The following is a 14,388-nucleotide window of genomic DNA, read 5'->3' on the forward strand; positions in this document are numbered from 1 at the left end:
GAAACTATCCCGAAGGGAATCGCCAGAGTCGGTCTGACCTCACCAAATTTCGGGGTGGATTGCGGACTGTAAGCTTTTGTAAGAGGCCAATTATGCTACAACTTCCGCCCTAGTTAACCGCACTCATAAATTCATAATCCTGTTTAAAGATTATGATGGTTGTGAGACGATGTATTAACGGATAACAACAGGAATCCCCTTGATTGCGAGGAACCAACGTGCAGCCAACAGACCCTAGCAAATTTACAGATCAAGCCTGGGAAGCCATTGTCAAATCCCAGGATGTAGCCCGCCGCTTTGCCAATCAGCAGCTAGAGGTTGAACATTTAGCCATCGCCCTTCTCGAACAGCAAGGCCAGGCCAACAGCATTCTCAGCAAAGCTGGAGTCGATGCCGCCCGCTTTGGCCAGCAGTTAGATGCTTTTGCCAAACGACAGCCCAGAGTTGCCAACGCTGACCAACTATACCTCGGTCGCGGCTTAGAAGTGATGTTAGATGTTGCCGAGGCCACCAGGGCGACTTGGCAAGATAATTTTATCGCCGTTGAACATTTATTAATTGGTTTAGTAGAAGACGAACGAGTCGGCCGCAGGTTGCTGACAAAAGGCGACGGCCCGCCGGGCCGCCCAGGTTACGATCGCAAACCCCCAGCCGGTACACTCGATCGACCAAAACTCGAAGAAGCAATCAAATCTTTCCGCGCCACTGCTAAAACCCAAGAAAAAAATTCCGAAACGGGGAAAGGCAGCCGTAGCAGCGCTAAAGCCCAAGATCAAGATGGCGAAGCTAACTCCGACGCCCTCAGCAAGTACGGCCGCGATTTGACAGAAGCCGCCAAAGCCGGCAAACTCGACCCAGTAATCGGCCGCGACGAGGAAATCCGCCGCGTGGTACAAGTTCTTTCCCGTCGCCAAAAAAACAATCCAGTGTTAATTGGCGATCCCGGAGTCGGAAAAACGGCGATCGCCGAAGGTTTAGCCCAACGAATTGTCAACGGCGACGTACCGGAATCTTTGAAAAATCGCCAGCTATTTAGCCTCGACATGGGCAGTTTAATTGCTGGGGCAAAATTCCGGGGCGAATTTGAAGAACGATTGCGATCTGTTCTCCGGGAAGTCATCGATTCCGACGGGCAAATTGTCCTATTTATTGACGAATTGCACACGGTTGTCGGCACTGGCGGCGGTGGCAGTTCCGGTTCGGGAATGGATGCGGGAAATTTGTTAAAACCGATGTTGGCCAGAGGCGAATTGCGCTGCATCGGCGCTACAACTCTCGACGAATTCCGCAAGAATATTGAAAAAGATCCTGCCTTGGAACGCCGCTTTCAACAAGTATTTGTCGGCGAACCCAGTGTTGAAGATACTGTTTCGATTTTGCGCGGTTTGAAAGACCGTTACGAACGCCACCACGGGGTAAAAATTACTGATTCGGCCCTGGTAGCTGCTGCAACTTTGTCTTTTCGCTATATTTCCGATCGCTTTTTGCCGGACAAGGCGATCGACCTCGTAGATGAAGCGGCCGCCCACTTGAAAATGGAGATTACCTCTAAACCTGTGGAATTGGAAGGCATTGACCGCCGGGTGATGCAGTTGGAAATGGAAAAATTGTCGATCGAAGGCGAAGGAAAAGGTGCTCTCGCCCCTGGGCTCGGCTTCCGCGTCGAACGCATCACATCTGAGATTGACATTTTAAAAGTCAAGCAGGAAAAATTGTCCTCTCAGTGGTTGGGCGAAAAGCAGTTGTTGGATGCAATCAATAAATTGAAAGCAGAAGAAGACCAACTGCGAGTACAAATCGAACAAGCAGAAAGGGCTTACGATTTGAATAAAGCCGCACAGTTAAAGTATGGCAAGTTGGAAACTGCGGTGCGCGATCGCGAAGCCAAAGAAGCGGAACTTTTGAAACAGCAAGCTCAAGGTTCTTCCCTGCTGCGCGAAAAAGTTACTGAGGGCGACATTGCGGAAATTGTGGCCAAATGGACGGGCATTCCGGTTAATCGATTGTTAGAATCGGAACGCCAAAAATTGCTGCAATTGGAAAAACATTTGCACCAAAAAGTCATCGGTCAAGAGGAAGCTGTAACAGCCGTGGCGGCTGCAATTAGGCGCGCTAGGGCGGGGATGAAAGATCCCGGAAGACCGATCGGCTCTTTCTTGTTTATGGGCCCCACAGGCGTCGGCAAAACTGAGTTAGCGCGGGCGTTGGCGGAGTTTTTGTTTGACAGCGATGATGCGATCGTCCGCATCGATATGTCGGAATACATGGAGAAGCACAGCGTTTCCCGGTTGGTAGGAGCTCCTCCCGGATATGTCGGTTACGATGAAGGGGGACAACTTTCCGAAGCAGTGCGGAGACATCCTTATTCGGTAGTGCTGTTTGACGAAGTGGAAAAAGCGCACCCGGACGTATTTAACATTTTGCTGCAAGTGTTGGATGACGGCAGAATTACCGATTCTCAAGGTCGAGTGGTTGACTTTAGAAATACCGTAATTGTGATGACTAGCAATATCGGCAGCGACCACATTTTAGACGTGTTTACTAAAAAGGAAAAAACCGTCAAAAAACCTGCTAGCCGGAAGCAGGAAACGAAAGATTTGTCAAGTCAAAAGACAGATTATAAAGTGGCTGCCGACGGTACTGTTGAGGTGTCGGCCCAGCGAGTCGATGTTGATACTGTAACTAAGAGTGAAAACAAGACTGAAAATGAAAATTTATTGACTCAAGAACGGGAGACAGATCAAGAGTACGAACAGATGTTAAAACGGGTGATGACAGCGCTGCGATCGCACTTCCGGCCCGAATTTCTCAATCGGGTGGACGAGATAATTTTGTTCCACACTTTGAGCAAGGTCGAACTGCGGCAAATAGTCAGTATCCAAGTGAAGCGGATCGAGCGTTTGTTGGCCGAACAAAAAATCACTTTGGAACTGTCAGATGCGGCGAAAAACCATATCACAGATGTCGGTTACGACCCGGTTTACGGCGCTCGTCCCTTGAAACGCGCCATCCAGCGGGAGCTGGAAAACCCGCTGGCAAACAAGATTCTGGAAAATGCGTTTGTGGAGGGAGATACAATTGCGATCGACTGCGAAAATAATAGTTTACTATTTCGCAAAAAAGATTCTCGCCCAGCGCTGACAGGTAACAGTTTGTAGTTGCCGAATAGTTTGGAACAGGCAAGATGCCTGTTCCACAAACAATCAATTTTCTTGTGGAACAGGCATCCTGCCTGTGATTAAAAATGGTGAAATATGTCAAGAATTAGAGATGGTGCGGCTACCATAGGCATCCAGGCTGTAGGCGGGAACGCGAACGCTGTAATCCATCTCTGTTGCCGTGATTGCTACAGCCAATTTTTCAAAAGATTCATCGTTCCAATTCCGCTCGTGGATGGGCTTTGACTGTTCCCCGAGGAAATATGCTTGAGTGCCAATTACTGAGGCCGCGACCCAACCGACGATTAAAAGAGCGATTACAATAGCCATATTTGCTTTTTCCTTAACTTTTGTTGCTTTATGTAAACTAATGTAACGAAAATTAGTCATAAACGTCAAGGTACTGTAATGTCGTGGCAACCGCCCGGCAGGTAGTAAATACCGCACCTAATCCTGAGTCTGGAGGGTGCGCTTAGTGTCAACAAGGGCTCGATCCCCCCTAGCCCCCCTTAATAAGGGGGGGACAAGAGTGTTCTCAAAGTCCCATCAAGGGGGAGTTAGGGGCATCTAGACTGGGCTACCAGGGTGAGATTCAGGCTTAAGTTGACACGCCTTGGTAGGGTGTGCACCGCGGACCGGTCTTTCGGGTGTGCACCGCGCATATGTATCGGAATTGTGAACCGTATCCGAAATAGCAAAACAGCTTGTTGAGATTTTATAGTTAAGAAATTATAAGTTTTGCGTTAATAAATTACGATTAAAAGTCTGCCGCTGGCATGAGGAATAGCTGCTAAATTATGAGTTATGATTTATCGTTTGGATGGGGACTAACAAATCCCAATTACCAAATTTTAAGTACAAATTACCAATTACCAATCATCGCTACAAATCATGCCAAACTCAATGTTAAATGACGACCCCTTGTGGTTCAAAGACGCAATTATTTACGAAGTACCAGTTCGGGCTTTTGCGGACAGCAATGCAGACGGCATCGGCGACTTTAGAGGACTGACAGAAAAACTGGATTACCTGCAAAACTTGGGAGTAACAGCAATTTGGGTACTGCCATTTTTTCCCTCGCCGCTCCGAGACGACGGCTACGATACATCTCACTATACTACCGTCAACCCGATTTACGGCACATTAGAGGATTTTAAAGACCTTTTAGAAGCAGCGCACCAGCGGGGAATTCGAGTCATTATTGAGTTAATTGTCAACCACACTTCCGATCAGCACGCTTGGTTTCAGCGAGCGCGCCGCGCCCCGAAAGGAAGTAACGAAAGAGATTTTTATGTGTGGAGCGACACGCCAGAAAAATATCAAGATGCTCGGATTATTTTCCAAGATTTTGAAACATCTAATTGGGCTTGGGATGCGGTAGCAAAAGCTTATTACTGGCACCGTTTTTATTCTCACCAACCAGATTTAAATTACGACAATCCAGCCGTCCGCCAAGCCATCTTAGATGTGGTAGATTTCTGGTTGGCACTGGGAGTAGACGGACTGCGGATGGATGCGGTGCCTTACCTGTACGAGCGCGAAGGTACTAACTGCGAAAACCTGCCAGAAACTCACCAATTCCTGAAGCAATTGCGGCAGCACGTAGATGATAAATTTCCGAACCGGATGCTGCTGGCTGAGGCGAATCAGTGGCCGGAGGATGCAGTTCAATATTACGCTGCCGGGGATGAATGTCATATGAACTTTCATTTTCCGCTGATGCCGCGTTTATTTATGGCTTTGTACATGGAAGATAGCTTCCCAATTAGCGATATTCTCCAGCAAACTCCGCCGATTCCAAATAACTGTCAGTGGGCATTATTTTTGCGGAATCACGATGAATTGACGCTGGAAATGGTGAGTGATGAAGACCGAGATTATATGTATCGGGTTTACGCTCAAGACACTCAGGCGAGAATTAATTTGGGCATCCGCCGCCGCTTGGCTCCTTTGATGGGAAATAACCGCCGCCGCATCGAGTTGATGAATGCTTTGCTGCTGTCTCTTCCGGGTACGCCGGTGCTTTACTACGGCGATGAAATTGGCATGGGAGACAATATCTATTTGGGCGATCGCAACGGGGTGAGAACTCCGATGCAGTGGAGTGGCGATCGCAATGCCGGTTTTAGCCGCGCGAACCCGCAGCGCCTGTACGCGCCGCCAATTGTTGACCCTGAATATCACTACGAATCTGTTAACGTGGACGCGCAGCGGGCGAATCCGAGTTCTCTGTGGTGGTGGATGAAACGCCTGATTGCAATTAGGCAGCGCTTCCAAGCATTCGGCCGCGGAACTTGCGAGTTTCTGTACCCGGAAAACCGGAAAGTTTTAGCTTTTGTACGCACTTATCAAGACGAACACATCCTGGTAGTGGCTAATTTGTCACGCTTCGTCCAGACGGCAGAATTAGACCTTGCGCCCTTTAAAGGTGCTGTTCCGGTAGAGATTTTCGGTCGCACGGAGTTTCCGGCGGTTGGCGAATCGCCTTACTTTTTGTGCTTGAGTCCTCACACGTTTTACTGGTTTACTCTTACTGTTAAAAACGAAGATTTGGCGCTGCACGGCGTTCCCACAGACTTGCCTACTTTGGCGGTGATAGGCAATTGGAAAACTGCTTTTGCTACAAGTCAGTTAAGCGATATGCTGCTTAATATTTTGCCGGGATACCTGCGGCGAAATCGCTGGTTTAGCGGTACAGATCGGACAATTCAATCATTAGAAATAAGTGAGATTGTACCGATTGAATGTAAAGATAGTGCGGGGGAGGAATCTCAAGTTTACATTCTGTTTTTGCAGTTGAATTATACTGAAGGTATGCCGGAAACTTACGTTTTGCCTTTAGGGTGGGAAGAGATTAAAGGCGATGTGGACGATCGGGCGATCGCGCGCCTGCACTTCCCAGAAACCAAAAAGGAAATCGGGGTACTATTTGACGCTGCCGGGGACAAAGGTTTTCTGAGCGCGCTGCTGGGGGCGATCGCCAATTCTCGCAGTTACAGAGGTGCTGCAGGTCAACTGCTAGGAATTGCCGACAGTTCATTCAACTCAGAACAAGATTTATCGCAGCTCGACCCTCACCTGTTCAAAAAAGAACAAAGCAATACATCCGCAGGTTACGGCGACCGCTTCGTCCTGAAAATATTGCGAAAAATCGAGGAAGGAATCAACCCCGAATTAGAAATCGGACGCTTTTTAACAGAGCGCACCTCGATCCAACACTACGCTCCAATTGCCGGAGCATTGGAATATCACACACCAGCAAAACAAGTCCTTACCGTCGGAATACTGCAAAAATTAATCCCCGACAGCATAGACGCTTGGTCTTATACATTAGACACGCTGCGCGACTATTTCGAGCAAGTAATGACCGTAGAAGCAAAGCATTCCGGCGAGAATTTATCTACTGCCCCCGAAAATTATTTACCGAGCGCTTTGACCGGACAAATGCAGCGGAACTCAAACTCGCTAGTAGCGGATTTATCCCTAGAAATTCCCGCCTTAGCTCGCGAACTCATCGGCTCTTACTTAGCATCAGCCGAACTTTTAGGTCAGCGGACAGCCGAACTTCACCTCGCTTTAGCTGCTGACACAGAAAATCCCGCTTTTGCCCCAGAAAGCTTCACCTCCTTTTACCAGCGTTCCATCTATCAACACATGAGAAATCTGGCAGGAAGAACTTTGCTGGAGCTAAAAAAACGGCTGTCCAAACTGCCGCCAGAAATACAAAAATCGGCGCAAAAGCTCCTCAACCGTGAAGATTTGCTCATGGAACGTTTCAAGTCTATTCTGAACTTGAGAATCACTGCCGATCGAATTCGCTGTCACGGAGACTTTCATTTCGGGCAAGTTCTTTATACAGGCAAAGACTTCGTAATTATTGATTTCGGAGGAGAACGCGATCGACCCTTAAACGAGCGGCGGATGAAGAGGTCGCCCCTGCGAGATGTTGCGGGAATGCTGCAATCTATAAGTTACGCTGTTACTTTGGCACTCCGCAATGAAGTAGAAAGTGGGATGATTCGCCCGGAAAATCTCCCGGAGATGCAGCAGTGGGCGAACGTTTGGCACCGCTGGGTCAGCCTCACTTTTCTTAACAGCTATTTGCTAACAGCAGCCGATGCGAATTTCTTGCCCAAATCTATACCGGAACTACAAGTTTTGTTGGATGCTTACATTTTGGAAAAAGCGGTTGGCGAGCTAGCCTACGAACTTAATTACCGCTTGGATTGGGCGGAAATTCCCCTGAAGCGGATTCTACAGTTGCTAAATTAATAAGGAGGGGTTTATCTATACTCGTTAGGGTGCGTGGCTTTCTAGCCACTAAAGTTGCAGCCAGATGCTGGAGAGTCACGCACCTTACATCACACGAAATCTGGTTCAACAACCATTTCCAGTGGCTAATATTAGGTAGGAGTTACAACTGATTCACGTATTTTTGCGATCGCTTTGAGAATTTCTTCTCGATTCTTACCTGATTGTATCCATTTTGGAAGTCGAGAGAACAGACTCTTATTAGACCAGCCATAAAGTTCATGAGGTTTTCGTTCCCTCAGCTTTGCCCGAACAAAGGCCTCAATAAATTCTAAATGTCGAAGATTGTAAGCCCAAAGCGTATCACCGCAACAGGAAGTTTGAAGCCACAGAGGATAGTGAAAGTAGTTATCCAGTACCTCACTATACCAGCTTTCAATCTTATGTTCAGACCAATCTTTTGAGGAACCACAAGCTGTACAGGAAAATCTCCGAGGAGCGAAGCTATCGGCGTTATCAGGATCGATACAACGCACGATCGCACATGAATCACAAAAAGGGCATCGCACCAGAAATTCATTCTGGAATGAGTAGATGTCTTCACGAGTATCTTTAAATCGGTTCATACTTACGACTTAAAATAGAGAGATGTTTGATATAAAACTTGTTCTTGATGAGTTAACAAAGTGCAGTCAGAAAGCGGGTAAGCCACACAAGTAACAGCGTAACCAGCTTGCAATTCTGACGGCTTCAAAAACTTTTGTTCGCTTTGGTCGATTTCACCGCTCAGCAGTTTGACAACGCAAGCAGAACACTCTCCTTGCTTGCATCCATTCGGCAAGCGGATGCCGGCCTCTTCTGCCATATCTAAGATATACTGGTCGTCTGGTACTGCGATCGTGCGATCGAGCGCGAGAGCCTCATTCACCAACCGAACTTGATAAACAGCCATTTCCACCTCTTATATTTGGATTGCTTGTATTCAACCAAAATAGATGATTACAACTTACAGAAAAAATCAAAATGTAGGGTGCGGACGGAGGATATGCCGCTATACATGATAGCTAAAAAACCCAGTATTTTCAAAACACCGGGTTTTTGACAAACCACAACCTCGATCGCGATACTAGACAAGTGCTTCTTGATAATCGAGATTTTCATCTAGATAAATAGCCCGAATATCCTCCGGCAAGTTGGATTCTAAAGTTTGATAGCCTTTTTGCAGCAAAGCCTTTACCTGAGCGGGCGAAATAGCTTCGCCTTCTGCTTGCAAATAAGCTGCAATTCGAGTTTCGCTCCAGCGGAAAGTCTGAGCCATCAACACCACTAAACGCGGCAGCGGCGCTAACAATTCTAAGGCTTGTTTGACGTAACACCACAGGGGAGGCGGAGCCGATTGCAAAGAGTAGTGAATCGACTCAACAGGGGGCAATTGGGCTTGATTTATGCAGACTGCGGTGACATTAATCAGCCAGTTTTGGAGACTGAGATTTTCGCCATCAGACTCTTGGATCTCGCGGCGCAAATCGAGGCCTCGGAGTTCGTGATAGATGTGCTGCCAAGTGTGGGCAAACAGGTAATCGCCTTGTACGGGCGATCGTACGGAATGGCGAATCAGGGAGTGTACAATTTGAGCGTAGCGGCAAAAAATCGCCGTGAAGAAGCGACCCTGATCGGGATGGTTTTGAAACAGAGTCAATAATTCCTGGTCGCTGTGATGGAACAGGGATTTGACCACAGGATGGTTGAGTTCTGAAAAATTAGGTGTTTGCACAATTGTTCTGGAAAGGTTTGGAGAATAAATGCTGGTGCAGCCCGATTCTACACGATTTGTCGATCGACATTCCAGAGTTGAGGGCCATTTTTTAGCGGTGCGGTGCCAGCAGAGCGGTATTTATGGCATTTTGTCCCTCTTTCAAGATATATATTTTTCAGTTGCGCGATCGAGCTTGTCACACATCAGAAAAGTTCTCAAAAACTCTGGCTATATTACTTCCCATAAAAAAGAATCTTCACCGCAACAATGCGTGTCGGTTCAGCACGATAAATTAAAAGCGCTCGCTTACTTATATCGTTTCCGGTAGAATCAGAATGATACCGAGGACACGGCAGTGCCGTGTCCCTACCCGATTAATTGTAGGGACACGGCACTGCCGTGTCCTGACTGTGGGTAATATTAATTCCGATGCTACCGGAGTTTATATTACTACTATAAATAACCATATCCTCCGCCCCCCGGAGTCTCAATTACAAGCACATCCCCAGACTGCATTTCCACAGTCGCCGTACTCCCTAATCCCTCAACTTTACCATCAACTGTTTCAATATAATTCCGCCCAACTTTACCAGCTTCACCCCCATTCAAACCGCAAGGAGAAATCACCCGCCGCCCCGATAAAATTCCCGCCGTCATCGCCTCCAGAAACCGCACTCGCCGCACAACTCCATTACCGCCGCGATGATATCCATTCCCGCCGCTATTAGCCCGAATTGCAAAACTTTCTAACAACACCGGGAAGCGCCATTCTAATACTTCTGGGTCAGTTAAACGCGAATTAGTCATGTGAGTTTGAACCGCATCCGTACCGTCAAAACTTGCACCAGCACCCGAACCGCCACAAATAGTTTCATAATATTGATAGCGCTGATTTCCAAAGGTAAAATTATTCATAGTTCCCTGAGAAGCCGCCATCACTCCCAAAGCACAATACAAAGCATCGGTAATATTTTGCGATGTTTCCACATTTCCGGCAACTACCGCCGCTGGATAGCGAGGATTCAGCATACAGCCTTCGGGATTGATGATTTCGAGAGGTTTCAAACAGCCAGCATTTAGAGGAATATCGTCATCTACCAAGGTGCGGAAAACATACAAAACAGCGGCTTTGCACACCGCAGCGGGAGCATTAAAATTGTTGGTTTGTTGAGCAGAAGTACCCGTAAAATCTATTTTTGCACTGCGCGCAGATTTGTCAATTGTAATCGCTACCTTAATTTGTCCGCCGCTATCCATCGGATAAGTAAATTCGCCATCACTCAAAACCTCAATCACCCGCCGTACCGACTCCTCAGCATTGTCTTGTACGAAGCCCATATAAGCTTGCACAGTCTCTAATCCATAATGCTCTACCATCTTGAGAAGTTCTTCTGCGCCGCGCTTGTTAGCAGCAATTTGTGCTTGCAAATCGGCTATATTTTGAGCCCAATTGCGAACAGGAAAATTCCCCGCTGTCAGAAGTTCTAGTAATTCTTTTTCTCGAAAATTGCCCTCGCTTACTAACAGGAAATTGTCAAGCAATACACCTTCTTCAGTTACTGTTGTACTGTTAGGGGGCATGGAACCGGGAGTAATGCCGCCGATGTCGGCGTGGTGTCCCCGCGAGGCAACATAAAACAAAGGAAGGGAGGAATCACGATCGAATACTGGAGTAATAACGGTGATATCTGGCAAGTGTGTGCCGCCGTTGTATGGATTGTTAGAAACATAAACATCGCCCGGTTGAATCCCATTGCCTTGTGCTAAAATTAAAGCTTCAACGCTTTCGCTCATCGAGCCTAGATGTACGGGAATGTGGGGCGCGTTGGCAACTAATTGCCCGTTTTTGTCGAAAATTGCACAGGAAAAGTCGAGACGTTCTTTGATGTTGACTGAAGAACTTGTGTTTTGTAATGTGACGCCCATTTGTTCGGCGATCGCCCGAAACAAATTATTAAAAATTTCCAGCAAAACCGGATCGGATTTAACCGCAGATAAACTCGAATGAACGCGAATATTATCTGCGTCCATCTGCGTGCATCTGCGGTTCAAAATTAAATCATTATTTTCGGTGATTTCCGCTTCCCAGCCCGGTTCTATGATATTAGTTCCCGTAGCTTCAACAATCATAGCAGGGCCTTCTATGCAGTCGCCCGATCGCAAATCGTCTCTCTGATAAACAGGCGTTGCCCGCCAGCCGCCAGCAACATACATTTGCACCGTTGAAATTGGTTGCACGGGCAAGATGCCCGTCCCAGAAGAGGGGGAAATTGTGGATGCTTCCGGCACATCCATTCTTTCTACAACTTCCACCGAAACAGCTTCCACAATCAGCGGTTTTTCTGGCATAATAAAACTGTAACGCTGTCGGTGGGCTGCTTCAAATTCAGCCTGCATCGCCTCAATATTGTCAGCAAAATTGACCGCCAAAACCGAGTCACTTCCCTGATATTTTAAGCGCAACTTGCTAACAACTAAAACCTCTGACTCATTCTCTGTGTTCTCTGCGCCTCTGCGGTTCAATTCCCTCTTTGCCTCAGCCTCCAATTCGGTTAAAATATCATGCAACTCAGGTAATAATTCTGCATTTAATTGTTGCTCGATCGCCCTTTCGCGAATAGCCCGCACATCAGCCAAACCCATACCGTAAGCCGACAACACACCCGCATAAGGGTGAATAAATACCCGTTTCATCCCCAAAGCATTCGCGATCGCACAAGCGTGTTGACCGCCCGCACCGCCGAAACAGCACAATGTATACTCCGAAACATCGTAACCGCGCTGAAGCGAGATTTTTTTGACAGCATTTGCCATCTTTTCCACAGCGATCGCCAAAAAACCCTCCGCCACCTCTTCGGCCGTCTTCTCGCCCCCAATTTCCCCCGCTAATTGCCCAAATTTTTGCTTTACTACGTCAGGGGCGATCGGCAAATCTCCATGCAATCCAAATACTTTCGGGAAAAAATCCGGTTGAATTTTCCCCAACATCACATTGCAATCAGTCACCGTCAAGGGGCCGCCTTTGCGATAGCAAGCAGGCCCAGGATTGGCCCCTGCAGACTCCGGCCCGACGCGGTAGCGAGCCCCGTCAAAAAAGACAATTGAACCGCCCCCGGCTGCTACAGTGTGAATTGCCATCACGGGCGATCGCAATCTCACCCCAGCAATTTCCGTCTCAAATTCGCGTTCGTATTCGCCGTTAAAATGGGCAACATCTGTCGAAGTTCCGCCCATATCAAATGTAATAATTTTATCAAAACCTGCCTTTTTGCTCGTTTGAACAGCACCGACAATTCCCCCAGCCGGCCCGGATAAAATACTGTTTTTTCCTTGAAATTGTGTCGCGTCCACTAAGCCGCCATTCGATTGCATAAACATTAATTTGGGGAATTGGGAATTGGGAATTGGGCATTGGGCATTGGGCATTAATAATCCCTCGTTCCCGGAATCGGCCTGGATTAACTGACTGATTACTTGTTCGACATAACGCCGCAAAATCGGAGACAAATAAGCATCGACAACCGCAGTATCTCCCCGCGAAACTAATTTCATCAGCGGGCTAACTTCGTGAGATACTGAAATTTGAGAAAAGCCAATTTCTTTCGCTATTTTAGCAACTTGTTTTTCGTGTTCCGAGTAGCGGTAGCCGTGCATGAATACGATCGCACAACTGCGGATTCCCTCATCGTATGCTTGCTGCAAAGACGGGATAAACTCGGGATTGACAGCAGTTAACTCCTCACCTTGAGCGCTGTAGCGTTCTGCAACTTCAATAACTCGATCGTACAGCATCTGGGGCAAAACAATGTGACGCGCGAAAATATTCGGGCGGTTTTGATAGCCAATTCTCAGCGCATCGCGGAAACCTTTAGTAATTAACAGAATTGTGCGATCGCCCTTTCGTTCCAGCAAAGCATTTGTCGCTACCGTCGTCCCCATTTTAATCGCTTCAATTTCGGCGGCGGGTATAGCTGCGTCGGCGGGAATTCTCAAAATATCGCGGATTCCTTGAACTGCGGCGTCCGTGTAGCGTTCTGGGTTTTCCGACAGCAGCTTGTGAATGACTAATTTACCGTCGGGGCTGTTGGCGACAATATCGGTAAAAGTACCACCGCGATCGATCCAAAATTGCCAGCGAGTGCGATCGGGAAAATCAGCATTCATATCTTCTTCCTGAGTTTTGTTGTTTGACTGATTCAGAATTATTCAACAAAATTATCTGAAAGTCAATTCATAAACTTCATAAAATTCAGAACCTTAGACTCATAAAACTCCTATCTGTTTCTCTCTCATCTTCTCTTTCCTTCCTTCGCGCCCTTCGCGCCTTCGCGGTTCGTTAAAATAAAACTGCTATATATATCGAATAGCCTCAACCAATCCCTGACAAACACCAGCGAGAAAATCCAAATCCAAAGTCTCAATCCTATCACTTCCTCGATGATAATGCGGATTTCGCATATTAGCAGTATCAGTCACCATAATAGCCGGATAACCATTATCCCAAAAAGGAACATGATCGCTGCGGCGAGTATCCGGCACAATTAAACCTCGATTCGGCACCGGCAGCCACTCGCAGGGCTGACCAGACTTGCGAATTTTGCCACTCAAATTAATCAAATCGGGAACCGTCCGCAAAGTGCCAATTAAAGCAATAAAATTGCCACTATTTGGATAAAAATATTTCAAGCCAGCGGGATAGCTTTGAGAATTAGGATTATGGTTGCAATAACCCAACATTTCCAAAGAAATCATTAACCGGATTGACTCTTGCTGTTGCTTGTATTTAGCTGCATGATGACTGCTTCCCAAATAACCGTATTCTTCCATATCGAAGGCGACTAATTGCACTGGATATTTGAGCGGCGCAGATGCAATCTCCCTTGCGAGTTCCAGCAAAACAGCCACACCAGTAGCATTATCATCGGCCCCAGGCGATCCGGGTACAGTATCGTAATGAGCACCAATTACGATCGGCTTTTCTTGCTTCTTTTCTTGCTTCCCCCCCTTAGCAAGGGGGGGACTGAGGGGGGGTAAATCCAAGATAAAATTGTGATGAATTCGCCCGCGCACGGAAAAATCGTCAATTTCTACAGTTCCCCACTGTGCCAACTGTTCGCGGATGTATTGCTGAGCATAAAAATGCCCTTCGGATGCGAGGTATGGATTGCGATCGCGTACAATTTGAATCAGATGGCTGTGCAAGCGTTCTTTGAGATTCATGCG

At 47.3% G+C, this 14,388-nt stretch carries 7 protein-coding genes; 2 read left to right on the forward strand and 5 right to left on the reverse strand.

Going from position 1 to position 14,388, the window contains the following annotated elements:
* Positions 1-218 precede the first annotated feature (218 nt).
* Positions 219-3,158 (forward strand): AAA family ATPase, encoded by a 2,940-nt coding sequence (locus tag QUA33_RS02805; protein ID WP_333146299.1) that lies wholly within the window; start codon positions 219-221, stop codon positions 3,156-3,158.
* Positions 3,159-3,257: 99 nt separating this feature from the next.
* Here QUA33_RS02805 and QUA33_RS02810 read toward each other — a convergent pair whose 3' ends face one another.
* Positions 3,258-3,488 (reverse strand): photosystem II protein, Psb35-related, encoded by a 231-nt coding sequence (locus QUA33_RS02810; RefSeq protein ID WP_333072942.1) that lies wholly within the window; start codon positions 3,486-3,488, stop codon positions 3,258-3,260.
* A gap of 573 nt (positions 3,489-4,061) precedes the next feature.
* Between QUA33_RS02810 and treS the strand changes: the two genes are divergently transcribed.
* Positions 4,062-7,430, forward strand: coding sequence for a maltose alpha-D-glucosyltransferase (gene treS / locus QUA33_RS02815; RefSeq protein ID WP_333146301.1), 3,369 nt, complete (start codon positions 4,062-4,064; stop codon positions 7,428-7,430).
* Between the two features lie 607 nt (positions 7,431-8,037).
* Here treS and QUA33_RS02820 read toward each other — a convergent pair.
* From QUA33_RS02820 to QUA33_RS02835, 4 genes are all read right to left on the reverse strand, one after another.
* Positions 8,038-8,361, reverse strand: a complete 324-nt coding sequence (locus QUA33_RS02820) for a 2Fe-2S iron-sulfur cluster-binding protein (protein ID WP_333146303.1) — start codon at positions 8,359-8,361, stop codon at positions 8,038-8,040.
* Positions 8,362-8,535: 174 nt separating this feature from the next.
* Entirely contained in the window at positions 8,536-9,183 is a 648-nt protein-coding gene (locus tag QUA33_RS02825) for a sigma-70 family RNA polymerase sigma factor (protein WP_333146305.1), read from the reverse strand.
* A gap of 435 nt (positions 9,184-9,618) precedes the next feature.
* Entirely contained in the window at positions 9,619-13,329 is a 3,711-nt protein-coding gene (locus QUA33_RS02830; RefSeq protein WP_333146307.1) for a hydantoinase B/oxoprolinase family protein, read from the reverse strand.
* A 186-nt stretch (positions 13,330-13,515) separates the two neighbouring features.
* Positions 13,516-14,385, reverse strand: a complete 870-nt coding sequence (locus QUA33_RS02835; protein ID WP_333146309.1) for a M20/M25/M40 family metallo-hydrolase — start codon at positions 14,383-14,385, stop codon at positions 13,516-13,518.
* Between the last annotated feature and the right edge of the window lie 3 nt (positions 14,386-14,388).

The organism is Microcoleus sp. Pol14D4, assembly GCF_036701245.1.
Classification (GTDB): Bacteria; Cyanobacteriota; Cyanobacteriia; order Cyanobacteriales; family Microcoleaceae; genus Microcoleus.